16 protein-coding genes, 2 rRNA genes and 1 other RNA gene are annotated in these 23711 nt (G+C 64.0%); 7 read left to right on the forward strand and 12 right to left on the reverse strand.

The genetic code is table 11. The annotated features are described in order from the left end of the window. From NTX40_08060 to NTX40_08075, 4 genes are all read left to right on the forward strand, one after another. Window positions 1–473: ribosomal RNA gene (locus tag NTX40_08060) — 23S ribosomal RNA — on the forward strand; the annotation flags it as partial. Window positions 474–673: 200 nt separating this feature from the next. Further along, window positions 674–782 (forward strand): 5S ribosomal RNA (rrf, locus tag NTX40_08065). 198 nt (window positions 783–980) lie between these two features. Next, on the forward strand, window positions 981–1772 hold the full coding sequence (locus NTX40_08070; protein MCX5649034.1) for a DUF1080 domain-containing protein: 792 nt from the start codon (window positions 981–983) through the stop codon (window positions 1770–1772). 88 nt (window positions 1773–1860) lie between these two features. After that, a complete protein-coding gene (locus tag NTX40_08075; protein ID MCX5649035.1) occupies window positions 1861–2934 on the forward strand; it encodes a class I fructose-bisphosphate aldolase in 1074 nt (357 codons plus the stop codon). A gap of 35 nt (window positions 2935–2969) precedes the next feature. On the opposite strand, the gene NTX40_08080 is transcribed toward NTX40_08075, so the two are convergent. The 7 genes from NTX40_08080 to NTX40_08110 all read right to left on the reverse strand — a co-directional run bounded on the left by NTX40_08080 (window position 2970) and on the right by NTX40_08110 (window position 12326). Then, window positions 2970–3908, reverse strand: coding sequence for a GNAT family N-acetyltransferase (locus tag NTX40_08080; protein ID MCX5649036.1), 939 nt, complete (start codon window positions 3906–3908; stop codon window positions 2970–2972). An 81-nt stretch (window positions 3909–3989) separates the two neighbouring features. Then, window positions 3990–4940 carry a hypothetical protein gene (locus NTX40_08085; GenBank protein ID MCX5649037.1) on the reverse strand — a complete coding sequence of 317 codons (951 nt, stop codon included), beginning with the start codon at window positions 4938–4940 and terminating at the stop codon, window positions 3990–3992. Window positions 4941–5080: 140 nt separating this feature from the next. After that, window positions 5081–5905: an adenylyltransferase/cytidyltransferase family protein gene (locus NTX40_08090; protein MCX5649038.1), complete on the reverse strand. Its 825-nt coding sequence runs from the start codon at window positions 5903–5905 to the stop codon at window positions 5081–5083. 1 nt (window position 5906) lies between these two features. Beyond that, window positions 5907–6716, reverse strand: coding sequence for a hypothetical protein (locus NTX40_08095; protein MCX5649039.1), 810 nt, complete (start codon window positions 6714–6716; stop codon window positions 5907–5909). A gap of 99 nt (window positions 6717–6815) precedes the next feature. Then, window positions 6816–7856 (reverse strand): NAD-dependent epimerase/dehydratase family protein, encoded by a 1041-nt coding sequence (locus NTX40_08100; GenBank protein ID MCX5649040.1) that lies wholly within the window; start codon window positions 7854–7856, stop codon window positions 6816–6818. A 368-nt stretch (window positions 7857–8224) separates the two neighbouring features. Continuing rightward, window positions 8225–10174, reverse strand: a complete 1950-nt coding sequence (locus tag NTX40_08105; protein ID MCX5649041.1) for a right-handed parallel beta-helix repeat-containing protein — start codon at window positions 10172–10174, stop codon at window positions 8225–8227. A gap of 178 nt (window positions 10175–10352) precedes the next feature. Beyond that, window positions 10353–12326, reverse strand: coding sequence for a family 43 glycosylhydrolase (locus NTX40_08110; protein MCX5649042.1), 1974 nt, complete (start codon window positions 12324–12326; stop codon window positions 10353–10355). 466 nt (window positions 12327–12792) lie between these two features. On the opposite strand from NTX40_08110, the gene NTX40_08115 reads away from it, so the two are divergent. Further along, window positions 12793–16083 (forward strand): N-6 DNA methylase, encoded by a 3291-nt coding sequence (locus NTX40_08115; protein MCX5649043.1) that lies wholly within the window; start codon window positions 12793–12795, stop codon window positions 16081–16083. 972 nt (window positions 16084–17055) lie between these two features. Here the strand turns inward: NTX40_08115 and NTX40_08120 are convergent. The 5 genes from NTX40_08120 to NTX40_08140 form a co-directional block, all read right to left on the reverse strand. Further along, window positions 17056–18123 (reverse strand): hypothetical protein, encoded by a 1068-nt coding sequence (locus NTX40_08120; GenBank protein ID MCX5649044.1) that lies wholly within the window; start codon window positions 18121–18123, stop codon window positions 17056–17058. A gap of 317 nt (window positions 18124–18440) precedes the next feature. Continuing rightward, window positions 18441–18828: RNase P RNA component class A (gene rnpB, locus NTX40_08125), an RNA gene on the reverse strand. A gap of 57 nt (window positions 18829–18885) precedes the next feature. Continuing rightward, window positions 18886–19566: a hypothetical protein gene (locus tag NTX40_08130; protein MCX5649045.1), complete on the reverse strand. Its 681-nt coding sequence runs from the start codon at window positions 19564–19566 to the stop codon at window positions 18886–18888. A gap of 90 nt (window positions 19567–19656) precedes the next feature. Beyond that, a complete protein-coding gene (locus NTX40_08135; GenBank protein ID MCX5649046.1) occupies window positions 19657–20181 on the reverse strand; it encodes a ribonuclease HI family protein in 525 nt (174 codons plus the stop codon). After that, window positions 20181–20912 carry a C4-type zinc ribbon domain-containing protein gene (locus NTX40_08140; protein ID MCX5649047.1) on the reverse strand — a complete coding sequence of 244 codons (732 nt, stop codon included), beginning with the start codon at window positions 20910–20912 and terminating at the stop codon, window positions 20181–20183. Before NTX40_08140 ends, NTX40_08135 begins: the two co-directional genes overlap by 1 nt. Before the next feature lie 394 nt (window positions 20913–21306). Here NTX40_08140 and NTX40_08145 point away from each other — a divergent pair, with 394 nt between their 5' ends. Both NTX40_08145 and NTX40_08150 read left to right on the forward strand, forming a co-directional pair. Then, window positions 21307–22752: a Gfo/Idh/MocA family oxidoreductase gene (locus NTX40_08145; protein MCX5649048.1), complete on the forward strand. Its 1446-nt coding sequence runs from the start codon at window positions 21307–21309 to the stop codon at window positions 22750–22752. A gap of 68 nt (window positions 22753–22820) precedes the next feature. Beyond that, complete coding sequence (locus NTX40_08150) at window positions 22821–23684, forward strand: sugar phosphate isomerase/epimerase (GenBank protein MCX5649049.1); 864 nt, start codon at window positions 22821–22823, stop codon at window positions 23682–23684. The last annotated feature ends 27 nt before the right edge of the window (window positions 23685–23711 follow it).

Consider the following 23711-nt stretch of genomic DNA (forward strand, 5'->3'; position numbering starts at 1 on the left):
AAAAGGTACCCCGGGGATAACAGGCTGATCGCACCCGAGCGTCCATAGCGGCGGTGCGGTTTGGCACCTCGATGTCGGCCCAACACATCCTGGGGCTGGAGAAGGTCCCAAGGGTTCGGCTGTTCGCCGATTAAAGTGTTACGCGAGCTGGGTTCAGACCGGCGTGAGCCAGGTCGGTCCCTATCTGCCGTGGGCGTAGGATACTTGAGAGGGCGTCTCCCTAGTACGAGAGGACTCGGAGGCACGTGCCGAGGGTGTACCTGTTGCGGCGCCAGCCGCAGTGCAGGGTAGCCCAGCACGGAAAGGCTAAACGCTGAAGGCATCTAAGCGTGAAGCCCTCCTCAAGACCAGGTATCCATGTCCCGCTTCGGCGGGACGAGAGGCCCCTGGTAGACCACCAGGTTGATAGGCCGGACGTGTAAGGCCCGAAAGGGCTTCAGCCGACCGGTACTAATGGCCAAACACTTGACCACATTAATCCTTGTCTTTCACAACCGCGCCTCACATGCTTCGCCCTTTGCCGCTATTCCAAACCCGACACCGACCTCGCCCTTCGCGAGGCACGTTTAGCCGCCCCGCGTACGCGGGTCTGCCCCATATTTAGCCGGCGGGCTTGCCCGCCGCGTCATTGACAAGTGAATACCAGGCGCCCTTACAGGCGCTCTCGAGTTTTTCCGGTGGCATCACGAGCGGGGCCACACCTGTTCCCATTCCGAACACAGCCGTTAAGCCCGTTTCGGCCGATGGTAGTCCGTAAGGGCGAGAGTAGGTGGCCGCCGGAGTTATCCTTCCAGCCGGGTCTTCCTTCAGGAAGACCCGGCTCCTTTTGCGCTCCCTCCGAAATCCGAGATCGCCGATCTCAAATCTTCTCGGCCGCCTGATCCGCGCTACCCGCTGGTGCACCCGCCCCGTTCGGGTATAATGGCTACCGGTGCCCCGCGAGTGCGGAACGCCTTGAACCTATGCCAGGAGACCGGAACATGACAACCGTAAGGATCGCAGTCGCTGCGCTCGCCTCGCTTCTGGTGGCTGTGGCCGTCGCCGTGACGGCCGAGCCTGATTCCCAGGAAAAGTGGATACCCCTTTTCAACGGCAAGGACCTGACAGGCTGGAAGGTCAAGATCGCCGGCCACGAACTCGGCGACAACTACGGCAACACCTTCCGCGTCGAGGACGGCATCCTGAAGGTGTGCTACGACCAGTACAAGAACTTCGACGGCAAGTTCGGACACCTCTTCTACGAGAAGCCGTTCTCCAACTACCGGATTCGCGTCGAGTACCGTTTCGTGGGCGAACAGACCCCCGGCGGCGCGGGGTGGGCATTCCGCAACAGCGGCGTCATGATCCACGGCCAGTCGCCCGAGAGCATGGGGAAGAACCAGAACTTCCCCGTCTGCATCGAGGTGCAACTCCTGGGCGGCGACGGCACCAAGCCGCGGTCCACCGCCAACCTCTGCACCCCGGGAACGAACGTCGTCATGGACGGCAAACTCATCACCCAGCACGTCATCAATTCCTCCTCCGAGACCTACCACGGCGACCAGTGGGTTACGGTCGAGGTGGAAGCGCGCGGCAACACCATCCGGCACATCGTGGGCGGCAAGACGGTCCTCGAGTACACCGACCCGCAACTCGACGAGAAGGACGCAGACGCCAAGAGGCTCCTGGAGGCCGGCCAGGACAAGATGCTGCGCGGCGGGTCGATTTCCGTCCAGTCCGAGAGCCACCCTGTCGAGTTCCGCAAGATCGAACTGCTGAGGCTCGACGGGTGACGGCGGCCCCTGCCGCACCAACGTATAGTTAGTCAACGGGTCGCATGCTGACGCTCTCGGGGGACCGTTCGCGAAAGGGAGCCCGCCCATGGCCGCCATCGACTCGATCCGAAAGTACCTCGGCCCGGAAGCCGACGAACTCCTCGCCTACCAGGCCAAGGGCATCCCCAAGGAGCAATTACATCTGCCCGGCCCGGACTTCGTGGACCGCGTCGTTGCCCAGAGCGACCGCCCCGCCGCGGTGCTCAATCAGTTGCGCCGGCTCTTCGGTCACGGCCGGCTCGCCGGCACCGGCTACCTCTCCATCCTCCCCGTCGACCAGGGCATTGAGCATTCCGCCGCCGCCTCCTTCGCGCCGAACCCCATCTATTTTGACCCCGAGAACATCGTCCGCCTTGCCATCGAGGGCGGATGTAACGCCGTCGCCTCCACCCTCGGCGTCCTGGGCGCCGTCTCACGCAAGTACGCCCACAAGATCCCCTTCATCGTCAAACTCAACCACTCCGAACTCCTCACCTACCCCAATTCCTACGACCAGACGATGTTCGCCCAGGTCGACCAGGCCTACTGGATGGGCGCCGCCGCCGTCGGTGCCACCATCTACTGGGGAAGCCCCGAGTGCCGGCGACAACTCCAGGAAGTCTCCGACGCCTTCCGCCGCGCCCACCAGCGCGGAATGTTCACCGTCTGCTGGTGCTACCTCCGCAACGATGCCTTCAAGACCCAAGAGGCCGACTACCACCTCGCCGCCGACCTCACGGGACAGGCCAACCACCTCGGCGTCACTCTCGAGGCCGACATCATCAAGCAGAAGGCCCCCGAGTGCAACGGCGGGTTCCTCGCCCTCTCGACCAAGGAGAAGAAGTTCGGCCGTACCCACCAGCGCGTTTATGACGAACTCTGCCCCGACCATCCCATCGAGTGGACCCGCTGGCAGGTCGTCAACTGCTACATGGGCCGCGCGGGACTCATCAACTCCGGCGGCGCGTCCGGCGCCGACGACTTCGCCCAGGTCACACGCACCGCCGTCGTCAACAAACGCGCCGGCGGCATGGGACTCATCACCGGACGCAAATCCTTCCAGCGCCCCATGGCCGACGGCGTCAAACTCCTGAACGCCGTCCAGGACGTGTATCTCTGCAAGGAAGTCACCGTTGCGTGAGTGTTTAGGTGAGCGCGCGCCGTGTCGTCCGCCGTTCAATCCGCAATCCGCATTCCGCAATCCGCAATCGAGAGCCGTTCCCTCGGCACGAAAAACACCAGCCGCCGCCGTACCTCCTTAAACCCCGCCCCTGCGTACAGCCGCCACGCCGGCCCGTTCTCCGTGTCCACCGCCACGGTGAGGGTCACGAGGCCCATCCGCGCCGTGTCCCGAATCGCCTGCCCGAGAAGCGCCCGCCCCACGCCGCGCTCCCGCGCCTCCGGCACGACGCCCAGGTACACGAGGTCCCCGCGCCCCTCGACCTCGCTCGCGAGGACCACCCCGACCGCCTCTCCGCCCTCGAGCGCCAGGTGCCACGCCCCCGCCCGAAAGACGCCCGTCGCACGGTGCGTCGCGAGCGCATCCTGGGCCGTCCTCAGGCCCGCCATTGCGGGGCAGTCCAGGCTCCCCTCGTACGTCCGCGCGATGGTCCGCGCAAATTGGCGCCGACGCCACGGCGTCCAACGCTTCCAGACGATTTCCTTCGGCTCGGGCGCGCGGGCCTCCGCCGCCGTCACCGCACGCCTCAGATACGCCAGCACCGCCAGCCGTTCCATCCCCGCGCGCCCGATCGCGCGCGCGAGCGCGCTCCGTCCCTCCGGTTCCGTTGCCGCCTGGATGAACCGCGCGCCGGCCTCGGCCGAGGCCCGCACCGCCCCCCGAATCAGCCGCGACGCAACTTCCTCGTCCCATTCCGCCAGCCGCGGCGCCACCACCGTCGCGCACCGGCCCGCCCCAGGAACCCAGACGCAGGACCCGACGATGCGTTCGCCCCGAAGCGCGACGATTTGGTTCCGTGGATTCGCCTGGAGGAGGCCCGCCGCGCCGGGCGACTCGCCGGCCGTCGCCGGCATCCGCAGAAACGCCTCGGCGGCCCGGTCCGCCTCCGACCCACGCGCCACGCGAATGTGGATTTCGGCCGCCGCATTAGCCACAGTTCACCGCGTCAACAAAGCCCGCGGATGAACGAAGTGAATCCGCGGGACCGTCTGTCGCCCGTGTCCACCCGTCCGCCCCTACGCCGTCTTTTCCACCAGCGGCCGGATGTGCTCCTCCACCTCCGCTCCGTCCGCCGGCGCCGCCACGTCCTCGAACAAGTGCCAGTCCTCGACGTGTTCCACTGCCGACCCCGGCGCGAGCGCGACCATCGGCCCCAGCGACTCCACCTCCAGCATGTCCGAGTTCGTGAACAGTTCCGTGCTCGACCCCATGTCGGGATACTCGGCCTCGGCGTTCCAGGCGAATCGCTTGACGAACAGGCCCCCGCCGACCGCGTACGCCGCCCAACCCTCCGGATTCGAAAGGCCCAACTTGATCGGCCCAGCACCCCGTTTCTGCGCGAGGAGCACCGACCGCGTGTGCATCGCAAGCCGCTTGTCCCCCAGGTCCGTGTACGGCCACAGGACGAGCCGCTGGTTCGGCAAAAGGTCCCGCGGATGCTCGCCCCGCGCCGGTAGCCCCACGATCGCCACGCCTCCCGGCGCCATCACCGAGAGCGCCCACGGCGCCAGCCGCTTCGTCTCCGTCCCGATGTTCTTCAGCCGATGGACCACCCGCACGTGGGCCGCCTCGCCGTCCAGACGGATCGCCATCTCCTTCTGGATGCCGTTCGCCGTCTCCGGCCCGGGCCTCAGGCGCACGCCGCCGCCCGGCAATTCCTCGACCTCCACCGGCCCGTTGTCCGGGAAATACGTCGCCACGGGGTCTTCCGGGGCGATCCACAGGCGGTGCCCGCCGCGGTTCTGCCACTTGCCCTCGCCCGTCCGCCCCATCTGTTCGTCGTAATTCTTAAAAAGGTTTTTCCCGCGGCGCGGGGCGAGGTGGATGACCCTCGGCCCGACCTCCAGCGTGGCCACCAGTTCGATCTTCCCGTTCGCCAGCCGCACGTTCCGCTTCCAACCCTTGTACTCGACGATCTCCATGGCGTCCTCGCCTTTCTGCGTTTCTGCGTCCCAGGGCTCCGTCACAGTTGGCCTTGTGGGTGCCATGCTTTCGCAAGCGAAAGCATGGCGCCTCGTTCCTGGATCCCCGGCTTCGGGGCCTGTGCCACTCTAATCGCCGCACGACCGCGCGGTCAACTCCATGCGCCTCGCACTTCGAGCCGCCGTCAGAAGTCGCGCAGGTCGGTGCTCTGCCGGCGCGGCAGCCCCTCCTTCGGCACCCGCTTGAGGACCCGGTACTCGATGCCGCTGGCCTCGCAGAACCGGCGCTTCTCGGGACGGTCGCCGTCCTCGTTCACGGCGTAGATGTCGGGCCGGAGGCGCTCGATCTCCGGCTCGGCGTCCAGCCAGCCGTGGCCGGTCGAGATCAGGGCCGCCGTCACAAAGCGGACCGAGCGGACCATGTACCACCGCTCCCGTTCGGGGAACAGCGGATGGCCCTCGCCCTTCAAGAGGCGGATGTTGGCGTCGTGGCCCACGACCACGTACAGGTCGCCCAGTTGCGAGACCTCCTCGAAGAACCGCACATGGCCCGAATGGAACCAGTCGAAGGACCCGGTGACAAGGATTTTCTTGCGCCGGGGCGACGGAACCGGCAGGTCGCGGGCCTCGGGTGCCGGGAACACCCCCAGATCCGCCTCGGGGACGACGCGGCAGGCGAGGCCGTGCGCCCGGCAGAAGGCGCGCCGGGCGGAGCGGTCTTCCGCCTCTCGCATGACCCACACGGCGCCGGGTGCGTTGACCGGCATCGGCAGCGCGTCGGGATCGATGGGGCTTGGGCATAGCGTCAGGCGGTGAACGTAGCGCATGGCCCCGACCAGGTAGCGGCGCTCCGCCTCGGCGAATCGGGGAGGCGCGCCCGTCTGCGCCGCGACGGCCTCGTCGGACCAGAGCAGCACGTGAACGGGGCCGAACCGGGCGGCCTCCTCCAGGAACCGCACCTGGCGCGACCGCACGTCGTCGAACCCGCCTGTCACGAACACGGTTGGCACGTCAGGAGGTCCTCGCCGAGAGGCGGACCTTGACGCGGAAAGCGCCGGGCACCGGACGCTCCGAGACGACGTACAGGTATCCCCCGCCGCAGCCCGAGTACATCGCTCCGGCGTACCTCGCCTGGTAATGGCCGAGGAGGCCGAGCAGGTCAACGGTCAGGAGCGGGTGTTTGACGGTGTGCGGCAGGATGGCCTCCCAGCATCGCATGCACTCGTTCAGGGAGCAGCCGAGGGCGTCGAGGTCGCACGCCAGGATCGCGTCGAAGCAGTCCTTGCCGGTCCGGCCCAGCCGGCGAATCCACTCCGGGTCCAGGTTCTTGGCGCCCAGCGGATTGTAGCCGTCGGGTCGGGACGCCACGGGGATCATGTGAATGACGGTTTCGAGCCACCGGGCGATGCGGGGGGCGCCAGTTGACTCGATGTGGGCCGGGAACAGGCCGCCCTCGACGGCGTAATCGTAGTCCAGGCGGTTGATCCCCGGATACAGGAGGCCCACCATGTCCTGCGAGCCGGACGGCTCGGACTGGCCCCGGTTCTCCTCGGCATAAAGTTCGCGGACGAGTTGGGCGGGGTCCCGATCGGGCAGGCCATCTTTCCAGAGGCCCAGCGCCACGTGCCGCGTACCGGTCGCCATGCCCGAACGGTCCATGAACCGCACCTCCGGTTCCAGCGAAACGACCACCATCGAGCCCGGCGGCGCCGGGTTGTGCCGGGAGACGAACGGCTGGTCGATCCACCCGCCCGCCAGGGCCATCCGGTAGGGAATTGCGCCGATGACGCGGGCGATCGTGGTGCGGGCTTCGCGCCTCATGGTGACGCTCTCAACAGGTGCACTCCTTCGGCGCATCAGGCGGAGCGTGGCAGGCGGCGGTCGTTGCGCGACGTGCGCGAGCCACGGGCCGTCTGCGGCTCAGATCGTGTCCCGGACGACGCGCTTGCCCGCTTGGCGGTCCCGGTACTGCTGTTCGATCCAGGCGTAGGTGCTCTTCATCCCCTGGCGCAGAGGCGTCGAGGGTTCCCAGCCCAGGACCCGCTCGATCATGGTGTTGTCGCTGTTTCGGCCGGCGACGCCGCGGGGGGCGTCCGGGAGGTACTCGCGGCGCAGGCGCACCCCCCCGATCTCCTCCACGAGGTCCACCAACTGGTTGATGGAGACCAGTTCGCTGGACCCCAGGTTGAGGGGCGTGGCGATCAGGTCCTCGCAGTGCATGATGAGGTCGATGCCGTGAATGCAATCATCGATATACATGAAACTGCGTGTCTGCCGGCCGTCGCCCCAGATCTGGATCGCGCCGGCGCCCGTGTCCTTGGCCTCAACGACCTTGCGGCAGAGGGCGGCGGGGGCCTTCTCGCGGCCGCCGTCCCACGTCCCGTACGGGCCGTACACGTTGTGAAACCGCGCGATGAACGTCGCCAGGCCCCGCTCCGCCCAGTACTCCTCGCAGAACATCTCGGACATTAGTTTCTCCCACCCGTAGCCGCGCTCGGCCATCGCCGGATAGGCGTCCGACTCCTGGAGCGCCCGAACGTTCGGGTCCTGCTGCAGCGTCGTGTTGTAGGCGCAGGCCGAGGACGAGAAAAAATACCGCCGGACGCCGGCGCGGTACGCCGACTCGATCATGTGCGTGTTGATCAGAATGCTGCGCAGGCACTCGACGCGGAACCGCTCGATGAAGCCCATGCCTCCCATGTCGGCCGCCAGGTTGTACACCTCCACCGCATCCTCGCACGCCCGCCGGCAGTTCGCCTCTTCCCGCAGGTCCAGGCTCAGGCACTCGACGCCGGGCACCCGCTGGTACCAGTCGTGGAGAGGTTTCTTGTCGACGGCCCGGATCCGCGTGAAACCGCGGTCATGGAAATACCGCACCAAGGCGCCGGCGATGAAGCCGCCCGCCCCGGCGATGACCAGCAGGTCGTTTTTCTTCGGCTGCGTCGCGTCCTTCTTTGGCACGGCGAACCCCTTCGTATTCGTTGTGCCCGCCTGTCAGCGGGGGCCGAAATTATAGCCGAAGCGGCGGGCAAGTTCAACCCATGCTCTCGGCGAGATTCCCCTATGCGGACGCCGGGCGATTCCGGGGGTGCGGCAGTCTTCTCCCGGTATGCGCAACCGCCGGAGACTTCCGCCCGTTCAGGACTCCTCGGAATGACCCCGCCGGGGCCGCGGCTTCATCGAGAATCCTTTCCGGCCCTCCGGCTGATGGAATTCTCTCACAAAACCTGGACTAATTCACGGGGAGGGGATCAGTACATCCAGGGTGTCGCCGGAGCCGGAGAGGGCGGATTCACCTCGACGGACAGTGTTCATATCTCATCCTTTAGTCACCAGACCTTGAGTTTCATGTCTCCCTGGCCGGGATGCTCGAAAGGTCCGGCGGTGGGACGCGCTGCCTTTCTTTTCGCGCCGAAGTAATCCGTGTCAAGGGTCAACGGCGAACCGTCGGGGTTTTCATAGGGGAGTTTGGAGATCACGGCTTTTCCGAGAAGCTCGGTCGTGACGAGCGTGGTGACCGCTTGCTCCAACTCCGGGCCGGCGGTGAAATGAACAAAGACCCTGTCGCCTTCTTCCACGACCCTGACCTTGGGATCGCTCCCCGACGGCACGAGCGGGTTCGTTTCCTTGGAATAGGGTCGGGCGCCGTTGTAATACACGTTGCCGCCCGTCTGCAGCGGGTACTCCCTCGCATCGTAAACCCACAGGCCGAATTCGGCGGCGGGCGGGGGCTTCTTGTCCCCCTGGGGCGCGTCGGTCGGAGGCTCGCCTCCGCCCACCAGGATGTTGTTGTAGAAACGGTTGTCGCCTCCCTTGAGGTTGCTCATACCGGCCAGTGCCGTCGCGTGCGCCTGATGGTAGGGCGTGGATCGCCCATCCGGCCGGCTGGATATTTTCCCGGTCATCAGATTATGCACATAGGCGCCTCCTTCGGACCAGTCTCTCAGGCTGACGCCGGACAGGAACAGGTTGTTGTCCACCAGAAACGGCCCGTGGTCGACCTCCATGAAAAGGTCATCCGCGCTGTTGTCATAGCACAGGTTGCCCGTGATCCGTGTTCCCTGGGCCATCCAGTCCATCCACAGTCCCCGGCATGTCCGGTAGATGCGATTCCGGCTGATCTCGACATCGATGGCGGCGTGGATCTTGATGCCCGCCATTTCGGCGCCGGTGAACAGCCGCCGGACATGGATGTCATGGATGGTGTTGCCGGTGATCCGGCTGAACGCAGCGCCCAGGCTGCCGACGACGCCCGCCTGCTCGCAGTGGGAGATGGTGTTGTGACGCACGATGTGGTGGCCGATGGTTTCCTTGTTCCAGCCGTTCTCGAGGGCGCGCTCGATGGTCTTGACATAGCCCTCGGCCGAATTGGCTGACTTGTTGTCCCACTCGTCTCCGTATTTGCCAAGGGCGATCCCCGTGCATCTGGAGTGGGAGATCACATTGTTTTCAATAATCCAGCCTTGGCTCCAGTGCGTGCCGATCAAACCGATCTGCTCGGCCGTGGGGGGCGCCCATGGGGTTGCCGCATGGCGCATGATGAAGCCGCGCACGGTGATGTAGTTCATGCCCGGCTTTTCCGGGTAGAACACCGTCCGACGTACATTGATCTCCACCAGTTGCTCGTTGGGATTGACGCCCTTGAACTGCGCCCAGATCGTGGTGTTCTCCTGGTCCACTTCTCCGAACCAGAGCGGGGTGTTTCCCGCGGGTTTCAGGACATCCTCCCTCTTAGCTGCCTCGTCAAGCCATTCGCCGTTGAGATAGACGGAGCCCGTGTGATGCTGCCGCCCCCTGCCATTGAACCAGTCGCCGTGGATAAGGTCGCTGTAGGGATTGAAGCCGCCGAAGAATGCATTGGGGAGTGTCGCTTTCCAGACTTCGTCCTGAACTTTCACCCAGTTCTTGACGACTTCCGACCCCCGGATCTCGGCCTTCTCGCCTGAAGCGGCTTGATAGACGATGCGCTTCGCGTCGGATTCGCCCCCGCGCGGCGGGGTCACTCGTTCACGATAGATTCCCTCATGCACGGTGATCCCATCGCCCGGTTGCGCAGCCTGTGCGGCCGCCGAAATCGTCTTAAAGGGTTTGGACGCGGAGCCGTCGTTGGTATCGCTTCCGTTGACCGAAACGTGAAACTCTGTTGCGTCGGCGGCGTGAGCCGACAACGCCAGCAAGAGCAGGGCGCCCATGCTTTGGATCAGGTTGCTTCTACGAGCAGACAGCGACACGGCGAGGGTCCTCTTGCCTGCGCTGATCCGGCTGACGCTTGTGTTCATAGTGCGATTCCTTTCCGTTTCCATGAGGCCCATTCCTCTCAACGGGTCATTGCCACAACCTCGACCGCGAGGTCCGTGGCGATTTCCGGCAGATCGCAGATCACAGTTTGGTTCACGGCTTCCGCGTGGCGCATCGTGGTGGCCTTGGCCGGCATTTCCCGGCTCTTGTGGCGCGATTCTATCTGATGGGCACCGGCCTGGGCTCCCCGTCGAGGCCGAACTCGATGCGCAACAGGCCCGGCTTCTCCCGGAACGGGGCGTCGCCGTCGTTGCCGAAGAACGTGCTCCACCAGTTACCATCCTTATCCATGAAGAACATATTGTGCCCGCCATGCGGGACTGCCAGATAGCGGTCGCCGTAGGGACCGTAGAGATCCTTGGAACTGGCGACGTAGCAATGGTAGCGGTCGTCGATGAAATCCGCGCAAGACAGGTAATAGCGGTTGTTCGCCTTGAAAAGGAACGCCCCCTCAAAGCCGACGCGGCCGGCGTTGGCGGGTTTCAGCAACCTGGGCTCCTCGGCCAAACCGCTCATATCGTCTTTCAGGCGCGCGATCTTGCCGTTCTGGTAGACGAAGTATACCTTGCCGTCATCGTCGCGGAAAAGTGAAGCGTCTATCTCGCCGGTAAGCGGGCCGTCGGGTTTGATATCCACATAGGGTCCCTCGGGTTTCCCGGTGGAACTCTTGAGGATGCCGGTGCCCCGGTAGTTCACGCAGTAGGCGATCCAGAACGTCTTGTTGAAGAAGTAAATTTCCGGCGCCCAGATAGCCTGATTCTCTCCCCGCTTCTTCTGCCAAGTCATGTCTTTTTCGAACGACCAGACGAGGCCCAGCGGTTCCCAGGTCTTCAGATCCTTGGATTTCCACATCCGGATACCCTCGTTGGTTTTCCACCAGGCGGGAGCGCCGGTGGTGCCTATGAGATAGTAGGTCTCGTCCGGGCCGAGGCAGACGCTGGTGTCCCGAACCGGGAAGTCGAAGAGCGGCTGGAGGCGGTTTGTGCCGGGAGCGTTGGTGAACTTGCGGATAAACGCCACCTCGTCCGGGTTCTTGGGCACGCCGTCCCGCCGCAGCAGATCGTGGAACCACACTTTCGGCTCGGGTGCATCCTTCGGCGAGCCCCACGGATACTGGCACTGGGTGCGGCCGTTGACGAGGCCCCAGTTGTAGCAGCCGACTTTCTCCTGCTTCAGCAGAGGCAGTTCCGTCTCATACTTGCTGCCCGTCGTCCGCGCCATCCATTCGGTGCAGAGGACGGGCCTGCCGTGCTTCTTGAGATCGGCGATGCGCTTTTGCATACCGTCATTGTTGCCGTAGAAATGGAAACTGATTACATCCGAGAGTTCGATCTGCTTATCGCTGAGTTCCTTTGTGCCGCCCCAAACGCCGACGGTCAAAGGCTGAGAGGGTTTGGCTTGGCGCGCCCAATCGAACGCCGCCTCGACGAGCGGCAGGCTCTTGTTGCTCATCCCGGAGTTGCCGGGTTCGTTGTAAAGGTCCCAGAGCACAATGCGCTTGTCGCTGCCGAAACTGCCGACCATGTCCTTGACGTACTTCTCCAACTCGGGCCACGCCGACCTGTCCGTCACTAACTTCAACCCGGGGCTGGGCACCCAGCGGGCGTTGGACGTGCCCGGCACCGGATCATCTTGCTTGCCGGGATAGGGGTCGCGGCCGGCGTCGAAGGCGCAATCGTCGAAGAGGACCGGCATGACGCTGATCTTGTGTTTTTCGGCGATTGACAGGAACTGGCCGAAGCGGTCCTTGAGGCCCTTGGGGTCCTGTTTCCAGACGATGTATTGGATGAAGACCCGGCAGGAGTTGTAGCCGAGCCCTTCGGCCCAGGCCAGTTCACGGTCGATGGTCTTGGGATCAAAGGTCTCGGCCTGCCACATTTCGGTATCGTTCACGGCGGTACTGGGCACGAAGTTGAAGCCCATCAGCCAAGGCTGTCGGTCGTACCACTGCCGGGCTTCCTCTTCCGTCATCGGGGTGCGGACGGAAGCGGCAGGCGCGGCCGGCTGCGCGAGGGCAACGTCGGCGACTCCGACGCACGGCAAGAGGACAAGACTGAGAAACACCGCACGCCGACGCAGGAGCGCGAGGATTGCCGCCAGGTTGCAGATGAAGTGCGAATGCGGGCATGGCATGGGGTGCTCCTTGGAAGCGGGTTCTATAGCCACGGCAGCCATCGGCCTTGCCATCCTGTGGGTAACAAGGGTCGCCGACATTCTATCGGCTCGCCGGGTCGCACGCACCAGGAATCGCGAGGGCCGTGGCGATTCCCGGCAGATCGCAGGTCACAGTCGTAGTATACATTATCCGGCGTCACGTTGCCAAGGGCCTCGTGGTACTGCGCGGTGTCCCTCCGCCGCCGCTCGCCTTTCGCCCCCCGCGCGCCGTTGCCTTTTGCCGTTCATTCCGCGTTCCGCAATGCAACAGTGCTCCTGCCGTGGGCCGTTGCCGTCGTCTGTTCAATCCGCAATTTTACCCGCCGTAGCCCTGAGTCTGTCGAAGGGGCAGAGGCGGGCCTCAATCCGCAATCGTTCCCCCCCCTTCCCCCTTGCAGTTCCCCGATGCTCATGCGAGAATCCCTCCGCTCCATGCGGGGGTCTTATGCCACTCGACGCATTCAAGCCGTACCTGAAGGCGCTCGAAACCCAACTCCGCGCCGGCAACGCTTCCGAGCGCAGCCATTACCCCGCCCTCGAAGCGCTCCTTCGCGCCCTCGACCGCCGCCTCACCGTCACCATCGAACCGGCGGGAATCCCCGACGCCAGCGTTGACTTTTTGATTCGCCGGGGCCAGCGCACCATCGGCTACGTGGAAGCCAAGGACATCGGTAAGAGCCTCGACGAAGCCGAACGCTCCGAACAACTCAAACGCTACCGCGACCGATTCACCAACCTGATCCTCACCGACTTCCTGGAGTTCCGCTGGTACACCGACGGCGAGCGCCGCCGCGCCGCCCGCCTCGGCGAGGCCGATTCCCACGGACGCATCAACCCCTCCCCCGGTGGACCCCAGGATGTCCTTGCGCTCATGGAGGCTTTCCTTTCCCAGGAATCGCCCTCCATCGCGCGCCCCAAGGCTCTTGCCGAACGCCTTGCACACCTCGCACAGGAACTCCGCGACCTCATCGTCGCCACCTTTAGGGCCGAACGCGAAAAGGGCCACCTCCACGCCCAGTTCGACGCCTTCCGTGAGACCCTTATCCACGACCTCTCCCCCGACCAGTTCGCCGACATGTACGCCCAGACCGTCGCTTACGGCCTCTTTGCCGCTCGCGCCCAGAACCCCGGCCAGCCCGATTTCTCTCGCGAGCGCGCCGTCTTCGACATCCCCAGGACCAACCCTTTTCTGCGCCGCCTGTTTACCGAGATCGCGGGCCCACAACTCGACCAATCCGTCGCCTGGGTCGTCACCGACATCGCCGACACGATCGGCCAGGCCGACTTCTCCGAAATCCTCAAGGACTTCGGACGCCGAACACGCAAGGAAGACCCCATCGTCCACTTTTACGAAACCTTCCTTGCCGCCTTCGACCCCAAAGTCCGAGAAATGCGCGGCGTTTATTACACACCCGAGCCTGTCGTCTCCTACATCGTCCGAAGCGCCGACCACATCCTTCGCGAGCGATTCAGCAAAAAACAGGGGCTCGCCGAACCGGAGGTCTTTATTCTCGATCCCGCCTGCGGTACCGGCACCTTCCTTTTCTTCGTCATCCGGGCTATCTACGACGCCATCCAGGGCCGCGGCCAGCGCGGAACATTCTCGCCATATGTCGCCGAGCGACTCCTCCCGCGCCTCTTCGGTTTCGAACTCCTCATGGCCCCGTATGCCGTCGCCCATATGAAACTGGGGATTGAACTCAAGGACCTCGGCTACCGGTTCGACACCGACGAACGCCTGGGCGTTTACCTCACCAACACCCTCGAGGAAGCCGTCAAGAGAAGCGACCACCTTTGGGCCCAGTGGATCGCCGACGAAGCCAACGCCGCCGCCGACGTCAAGACCCAAAAACCCATTATGCTTGTCCTGGGCAATCCGCCTTATTCCGGCCATTCAGCAAACGCTTCCTGGCGCTGGGTCGAGGTGAAGGGCAAACCCCGAAAGGAAAAAACCTGGATCGGCCGTCAACTCGAGCCTTATTTCGAGTGTGACGGCGCGCCCCTGGGCGAAAAAAACCCCAAGTGGCTCCAGGACGATTACGTCAAGTTCATCCGCTTCGGACAGTGGCGAATCGGAGAAACAGGGCGCGGCGTCCTTGCCTTCGTCACCAACCACGCCTACCTCGACAACCCCACCTTTCGCGGCATGCGCCAAAGCCTGATGAAATCCTTCGACGATATCTATATTCTGGACCTGCATGGCAACTATCGGAAGAAAGAAACCTCTCCAGACGGCTCAAAAGACGAAAACGTTTTCGACATCCAGCAGGGCGTCGCCATAGGCATCTTCGTCAAAGACGGTTCCCGCAAGGGCGAACCCGCCCGCGTTCATCACGCCGACCTTTGGGGCCTTCGGGAGGCCAAGCACGCCGCACTCTTTGAGCGGAACCTCTCCGATACGGACTGGGCCGACCTTGAGCCGCGCGCACCCTTCTACCTCTTTGTGCCCCGGGACACCGACCGCGCAGCAGAATATGAACAGGGCTGGAGCCTCCCCGACGCACTTCCCATCAGCAGCGTTGGCGTAGTTACAAGTCGAGATGACTTTGTCGTGGACTCCTACCGTGGCACATTGGAGGACCGCATAAAGACATTCATGCAAAGCGCGCTGTACGATGCCGCAATGCGCTTTAATCTCAAAGATAAAACCGGCTGGACCGTGTCCGGTGCCCAAGAAGCCTTGCGCAAAGATGAAGATTGGGCGAAAACCATTGTGCCCTTCCTGTATCGCCCCTTTGATGCCCGCTGGCTTTGTTACCATGACGCGCTGATTGAACGCTCACGCCGCGAAGTCATGCGCCACATTCTCCAAGGCGAAAACCTGGGCCTCATCTCGGCGCGCAGTAATAAATCTCCGTCTCCCGATCATTTTTTCTGCACTCGATTGATCATGGAAACCAAGTGTGGTGAGTCAACAACGCAGTCTTGCTTATTGCCTCTTTACCTCTACCCCGAACGCGAATCTGGACGCGAGCAGCAGAAAGAAATGGAGCACGCGCCGGCCTGGCCGGTAGGCAAGGCCGGCCGGGTCCCCAACCTCGAGCCGAAGTTTGTCGAAGCCTTCGCCGAAAAACTGGGACTCCGGTTCATAAGCGACGGAGCGGGGGACCGCAAGAAAACCTTCGGCCCTGAAGACATCTTCCACTACGCCTATGCCGTCTTCCACTGCCCAACCTACCGAAAACGCTACGCCGAGTTCCTCAAGACCGATTTTCCCCGCCTGTCCCTGACGTCCGACAAGAAACTCTTCTGCACGCTCTGCGACCTGGGGGCCGAACTCGTCGCCCTCCATCTCCTGGAGTCGCCCAAGGTCCAGGATTTCAGCACCGCCTACCCCGTGGACGGCGACCATCTCGTCGCCAAAGGCCACCCGAAATACAAAACGGCCGAGGAAGTAGCGCGAGGGCTTGCCCCTCGCGCCCAAGACCGCGGGGCACAAGGCCCCGCGCTACACAGCCAGGAAAAAGCGCGGCGGGTCTCCGCACCCGCCGCGCCAACCGCCGCCGGCCGTGTGTACATCAACGACCGCCAATACTTCGACGGCGTCCCCCCCGACGTCTGGGAGTTCTGCATCGGCGGCTACCAGGTTGCCGAAAAGTGGCTCAAAGACCGCCGAGCCCGTTGCCTTTCCATCGAAGACCTGAACCACTATCAGAAGGTGATCGTCGCCTTGTCCGAAACCATCCGCCTCATGGCCGCCATTGACGCCGCCATCCCCGCCTGGCCTCTAGACTGAGCCCAATGAACAACAGTTCCTGACGCCGTTTTCGTCCTGAGTCAGAATTCATCCTCCTGGGTGAATTCGGGGGACACAATACTATTTTTCTTGGGGAAAAAGGGGACAGGGAAAAAGGGGACATGCTACTTTTTCGGGAAATTCGGGGGACACGCGTCAACGGCAGGCTTGCTCGTGCTTCGTAGCGAGCCTACTCCGCCGAAGCAGCATCGGCTGCGAAGGCTGGAAGCGGCGCTCTCTTTTCTGCCCTGCGTAGCGGGCTTTGCAGAGCAGGGTCGCCACTTCGCAGAGTAGCAAGGCTTGAGGCTTGAGACCGCAGGTCGCGAACGCCGCTTTGCCGTTCACTCCGCAACCTGCCCGCCATAGCCTTCGGCGACGGCGGGTCCGCAATCCCTGGTCGCCGGGGCGACCGCAATCCGCAATCGTCCAGCCCCTCCCTGCCCCCCAATTTCGCCGTTCTCGGCGTTCTCGGCGGTCTCCGCGGTTAAAACACGGCTTTGCGGTTAAACCACGTCCGGACAACGCGTTACGCGTTGCCTCGGCTGTTTCTTTGTCAAATGCGAGATTCCCCCGCCCAATGCGACTTACGTGCGTCCGCGGGAAGTTATGCACATAAAGGTATGCACATGACATGGATGGGAAAAGTGCGAAAAAGGGCACAAAAACCGGTAAAAACCGCACCAAAAACGTGAAAAAAGTCGAAAAAGGCACTAAATCCGCGCTAGCCCATCTTAACATTCGGGTCCCGTGCAGTGAAAAAACCCCCCGGACGCCAGCGCCAGCGCCAGGGCCTATGGGTTCCAAAAAACCGCCCGAAAATACCCCCCAAAACGCGCGCCAAAAAGTTATCCACAATCGCCCGCGTTCGTAAGTTGGGTATGGCAAAAAGGACGCGGTGGGCGGAGTCGCCCACCGCGCAACGATCGGAGCGGTTCGCCACCTCGTGATGAGGTGATTGTGCCCGTACGCCTGCTATTTGACCTTGCCGCCCTTCGGTCCGGCGGGCGGCTTGGGGGGCTCGATGACCCGAATCGTGTCGGAGCCCTCGAACAGGAGGTCGCCGATCCCGCCGGTCACCTTCAGAGTGACGTTGGTCGGCAACGTGAGGCCTTCACCCTTGAGGTGGGCGATGACGGCCTCGCGGTCGAACTTGACCATGAGCGCGTCGTCCTCGCAGTCATCTCCCCAGGCGGCGGCGATGATGCCGTCCAGTTGGACGGTGCTGATATCGATGTCGCCGACGTCGTAGCCCTCGGGCAGCGTGATGTAAGCGGTGATCCACTTGCCTTGGCTCTTAAGGTCGAGGGTGTTGGGATCAATGTCCACCGTGGCCGGGGCGGGCGTCAGGTTGAGGTCATCGAAGAAGACCTCGAAGGTGTCCAGGTGCATAAAGCAGGAATTGACGACCAGTTTGACCTGGACGGACGCGACGCTGGTCCAATCGACGAGTATGTCCTCGGCGGGGGCCACGTCGAGCGTTTGCCAGCCGGGCCCCGGTTCGTATTCGCCGCCCGCGTCAGGGGTCCCGATGTACGTGATGTTGACGGTCTGGTGGCAGGGCGATCCTGCGTTGCCGCCCATGTGGGCGTACCAGGTGGGCTTCTCGTGGAGGTCGCTGCAGGCGAGCCGATACGTCCGGGAGCCGAGCGGCGTGCCGGTCGCGTCCAGGACGGACACGATCACGTCGGCCGAGCCGTGCATCCCGCCCCAGTCATCGGCAACATCGGTCTGCTGGGCGATGTTGTACTTGACCTGGAGGCGCCGGCCCAGAAGGTTTCCGTCGAATTGGCGGACGGCGGAGACGGCGTCGCCGTCATGGCCAGCTTGCCCGCCGCCGGACAGCAGGAGGCGGATGGATCGCTCGGGCGATACCTTATCGACGGTCGAGTACTCCGCCGCCCAGGTGCCGTCATACCCCGGCACGTGCCCCAGGGTCCAGAGATCCTGCTCCATGTCGTCGGTCACGGCAAAGGCACGGGTCCCGATGCCCCCCAAGACGATGCAACCTACGAAAAGCCACAACATTGTTCTTGCTCTCATACTAAGTCTCCTTCCTGGTGTTTTCCCCCTTGTTTTTAACCTCTTACCGGGTGTCCCGGTTTACGCGTACGGTACTGCAGGATCTCCCGCGCAGAAGGAAAAGCCCCCTTACGGATTGGGACTTGTTCCGGCCGGCACAGGCGACGCTCGATATACAGTTTGACACCTCGGAGCCGCGCCTCGCACGCGGCCCCTGCGAAGGTATGTTTGCGCCCGCGAAGGGCGGCAATTTAAAGCGTTTTCTACGGGATAGTATACCGCGCTTTGAGAGAAAGTCAAGTCGGCCCGAAAAGCGGCTGGGCGATAATAGAAAGAGGCCGGCAAGCGGGACGTAAGCCGAATCCTGTTTCCGCCTTCGCCGAAGCGACGGCAGACGCGGCCATGTGTCTGGGTCGGCCGTTGCCGGCCGACTCGAGCGGCCAACCCGGGGCTCGAGCGGTGCGGGCCGCACCATCGCCCCCTATTTGGCCTTGCTCCCGGTGGGGTTTGCCGTGCCCCCCGTGTCACCACGAGGGCGGTGCGCTCTTACCGCACCGTTTCACCCTTGCCTGTGGCCCGCTTGTGGCGAGCCCATCGGCGGTTTGATTTCTGTGGCACTTTCCCTGGGCTTTCGCCCGGTCGCCGTTAGCGACCACCGTACCCTGTGGAGTTCGGACTTTCCTCCCGCCCCGATCGCTCGGGACAGGCGGCCGCATTGCCCGCTCGCCGGACTCCACTTCTATGATACCACCAAAACCAGCCCGTGGCAAAGGAATGGTTGCACTATCGGTTCGCCGGCGGCTTGGCCTCGGCGGGCTTGCCCACCGGAGCTTCAGCGGCGGCGGGGAGGATTTCGATCTCGACGGCGTTGCTGACAGCCGAGGGCGGCTCTCTATATCCGTAGGCCGTATCGGGGCAGAAGGATACCCGCACCTTGTGTATGCCGGGGGCCAAATGAAGGCCGGGGCTGTTCGGCTGGAGCCGACCTTGCAGGTCGGCCTTGTCCCTCTCCATGTGCGGCCCCCATTTGTCGCTCAAGGGGATTTCCAGTGCCTTGCTCGTCTGGGACCCTTTCGATAACCATACGCGCGGCGGCGTCGAGGGGGTGATCTCGGTCGGCTCCGTCCAACTGTACCACCAGCCATCTATCTCCACACGGCTAGCTGCGCCAGCCAGGTAAAGCACAAGAACGCCCATGCCTTGGGTCCGGTTGGCGACGTCGAGCATTAGCGTCGGCGTCTCGTCGGCCTTCCACTGCGTCTTCTCCGCCCGCAGCCGCACCTGGACGCCCTGGACCGCCTCGCCCCACGGCGGCTCATCCGCTTTCGCTACCGCCTCGGCGGGTGATTCGGGGGCCGGGGCTGGTTTGCCACCGGTTGCCTTCAGGCAGGCCAGCGGCACGACGAGGATCGCGGCCGCCAGGATCAACACGGTGAGGGATGCGCGAAGTGATTTCGGCTTCATGGTTCTCATCGGAGATTGTCGGGGCGGCGTGCCCTATGGCTACTTCGATGAGCCGTCCGCGCGGAAGTTCCAGCAAAACCGGTGCGACGCTCACTTCAGGCGAAACGTTTTCGTGTGCGGCTTCTTGCGGGCCTCGGGGGGCAACTCGGCGTCCACCTTGCGTGCCTTCTCGAGGGCCTTGCGGGCCAATTTGTCGGCCTCGGCGTTCTGGCCGCGGGGGATGTGCTCGATCTCAACCGTCGCGAAAGGCGCGAGGAGTCGCCGGGCCTCGCGGAGAAGCGGTTTCAGATGGGGCGCGCGGACCTTGTACTGGCCGGCGACCTGGCGGACGAGGAGTTCGGAGTCGCTGCGGATAGTGAGGACGTCGGGCTTAAGTTGGGCGGCCAGTTCGAGGCCCAGAAGGAGCCCCTGGTACTCGGCGACGTTGTTCGTGGCCGGGCCGAAGGCGCGGGCCTTTTCGAGGAGCGTCGTGCCGTCTTCGTCCTTGACGATGGCCGAGGCGCCGGCGGGTCCGGGGTTGCCGGAGGCGGCGCCGTCGACGTAGAGGAAGAGGTGCCGGGTTTTTTTCGGTGGCTGTTGCGGCGGGTCGGCTGGGGTCGGCGAATCGGCGGGCATCAGGAGCCTTCCACGTACAGGATGCGCGTGCAGTTGGGACAGGTGACGAGTTTTTCGATCCGGCCACGCAGTTGGACGTAGGTGTTCTGGGTGACGGACATATTGCATCCGGTGCAGACGTAGGTTCCCTCGACCTCGTCCAGGACGACGGCGGCGAGGGCTTCGCCGTCGAGGCGGTCGGCGATGCGGTCGAACTGGCGGACGACGTCGGGGGGGAGTGTGGCGGCGATTTCATTTCGTCTGGCGCGGCAGGTCTGGATTTCGGCGTCGACGGTATCCTTTTTGGCCTCGCATTTGCGGCGAAGGGTTTCGAGTTCCTGCTGGTGCTGCTTCAGTTCCTCCCGGGCTTGGGCGAGTTCGCGGTCGATGGTCTCGATGTCCTCGTAATCGTTGAGGATATCGTCCTCGAATTTGCCGATCGCGAGTTCCGCGAACTTGATTTCGTTCTGGAGGATCTGGTACTGGCGGTTGTCCTTGATCTGGAGTTGCTGGCCCTTGAGGCGTTCGATGTCGGCGCGTTTCTGGCGGACTTCGAGTTCCTTGAGGTCGGCCTTGACGCGGACGTCATGGCGTTTTTTGCGGATGGCTTCGATGTGCTGCTGGTGGGACTCGATCTGCTCGGCACGAATGCGGACGGACCTGTCCTGGGCGGCCTTGCGGCCCTGGAGTCGGCGGAGTTCCTGGTCGGCCTCCTGAAGTTCGCGCAATCTATCCAGGACCAGTTCCGCCACGGCACCTCCCGGATGACAAAGGACCGGGGAACCTTATACCCTCTGCGCCGGGGGGAATCAAGAGGAATCGGGCGGAGGCGGACGCCGACCGCGAATGACGAATACCGAATAACCAACCGCAGAATGGCGAAGGCAGCGGCGAGGGGCGGACGACGCGGGGGGCGACGGCGGTGGCCAGGACGACAAAAACCTTGACGGTGCGGAAACTGTCTGGTAACAATGGGTGCGTGAAATCGCAGTGCTGCGCCGCCGGCCGGCGGGATCGGAAGACGGGAGAAAGGGCGGCACAAGCCAAGCGCATGAGGGTTATTAGAAAAAGGGAGGGAGTCGTTTTGTGGGCCCCCGAGAACAGAAAAACAAGGGTCCTGGGACCTTTTGGGGAAGGAGACGGCGGATGAGGATGAAGCGCAGGGAGTTTCTGGCGGGGTCGATAGCGGCGGGCGTGGTGCTTTTCGGCCGGCCGTATGCCCGAGTCCTGGGGGCGAACGAGGATATCCGCGTGGCCGTCGTGGGATTCGGTGATCGCGGCAAAGTGCTCATTTCGGCGTTCGCCGGCATGAAAGGGGTGCGGGTGACGGCCCTGTGCGATTGCGACAAGCGGATTCTGGACGCGGAGGTGGCTCGGCTCGATGGGCGGGGCGTCAAGGTGGCGGGGTACCAGGACGTGCGGCAGGTGTTCGACGACAAGAACGTGGACTGCGTGGCAACGGCGACGCCGAACCACTGGCACTCGCTCATCGTCGTCTGGGGCTGCCAGGCGGGCAAGGACGTGTACGTCGAGAAGCCGATCTCGCACGATATCTGGGTGGGCCGCCAGGCGGTGGAGGCGGCGCGGAAATACAATCGGATCGTGCAGTGCGGGTCGCAACACCGGTCGAACGCGGGCCTCAGAGAAGCGTTCGAGTGGATCCGTGCGGGAAACCTGGGGAAGATAGTGTGCCTGCGGGGGTTCTGTTACAAGCCACGCAGGAGCATCGGCAAGGTGACGGAGCCGACGCCCATCCCGCCGGAAGTGGATTACGACCTCTGGTGCGGTCCGGCGCCGAAGAAACCGCTGATGCGCAAGAAACTGCATTACGATTGGCACTGGTTCTGGGACACGGGGAACGGGGACATCGGGAACCAGGGCATCCACGAGATGGACATGTGCCGGTGGGCGGGCGGCTACACGGCCCCGGCGGCGCGGGCGATGAGCATCGGCGGGCGGTTCGTTCACGGCGACGATGCCGAAACGCCGAACACGCAGATCGCGTTCATCGACTACAAGCCGGTGCCGATCCTCTTCGAGGTGCGCGGCCTGCCGCGGAAGACGGGCGACTCGGCGATGGACAACTACCGTGGGACGCGGATCGGCGTCGTGGTGGATTGCGAAGGCGGGTATTACGTCGGGGGCGCCAGCGGGGGTTGGATGTACGACAAAAAAGGCGAGAAGATAAAGCAGTTCCCCAGCCGCGCGGGGGCGGATTCCCATCAGGCCAACTTCATCAAGGCCGTCCGCAGCCGAAAGAAAGAGGACCTGAACGCCGACATCCTCGAGGGACACCTGTCGGATACGTCGTTCCATCTGGCCAACGTTTCGTACCTCCTGGGCCAGGAGCGCCCGGCGGGCGAGATTGCCGAGCGGATCAAAGGCAACAGCACCCACGCGGAGTGCTTCGAGCGGTTCAAGGCGCACCTGGAGGCGAACGGCGTGAACCTGGCGAAGTCCCAGATCGTCCTCGGGCCGTGGGTCGACTTCGATCCCGAGAAGAAGGTTGTCACGGGCGACCTGGCGGCCGAGGCGAGCAAGTACGTCCGGCGCGCCCAGCGGGCGCCGTTCGTCATTCCGGACCAGGTATAGGGGCGGCGGAACGGGCACGCGGTCTTGTCGGCGGTCGCCACGGCGCCCAGCCAGGGAGAACGCAAATCATGGTTGGCGCGATGAGCCGGCGGCAGTTTCTCGCAATGGTCGGGGTAGGGGCGGCGGCGGGCACGCTGGCGGCCGGCCGGATATGGGGTGCCGAGGCCGGGAAAACCAAGGGCATCCGGATCGGCGTCTGCACAGGTCCCGAGAATGCTGCGCTTCTGAAGGAGGCGGGCTGTGATTACGTCGAGGCGGCGGCGCGGTCGTTCCTGAAGCCAGACGAGGCTGAGTGGACGCCGCCGGGGGACCTGGGATCGCTCGCGCTCCGGATCGAGGCCTACAACTCCTTTCTGCCGGGGGATCTGAAAATCACGGGCCCGGCGGTGGACCTGGAGCGGCTGAAGACCTACGTGACGCGTGCGTGTGAGCGGGCGAAGCGCGTCGGCTCGTCGATTATCGTGTGGGGTTCCGGGGGGTCGCGGAAGATTCCGGACGGATGGGACCGCGCGAAGGCGGAGGAGCAATACGTTGCGGCGCTCGGGCTGGCGGGTCCGATCGCGGCGGCACAAGGCTTGACGCTTGCCCTGGAACCGTTGCCGACGCGCGAGACGAATATCGCCAACACGACGGTCGAGGCGATGGGGTACATCCGGAAGGCGGGGGCCGAGGGCATCGCGCTCATGGTGGACCTCAGGCACTTCACGACGATGAACGAACCGCTCGAGAACCTGGACGCGTGCAAGAACCTGCTGGTGCACTCGCATGTGGGCGACCCGCTGTCGAACCCGGATCGGCTGAAGCAGCAGTTGGGGCGTCTGAAGGCGAACGGATATGCGGCCCGGATGAGCATCGAAGGGGGCGTCAAGGACCTGAAGAATGGCTTAAAGCCGGCGATGGAGGTTTTGCGCCGGACGTGGGCCGAGGCGTAGGAGGCGGGCCCTGTAGTGTTATACTAC

It is taken from the genome of Planctomycetota bacterium, assembly GCA_026387035.1.
Taxonomy (GTDB): Bacteria; Planctomycetota; Phycisphaerae; order FEN-1346; family FEN-1346; genus JAPLMM01.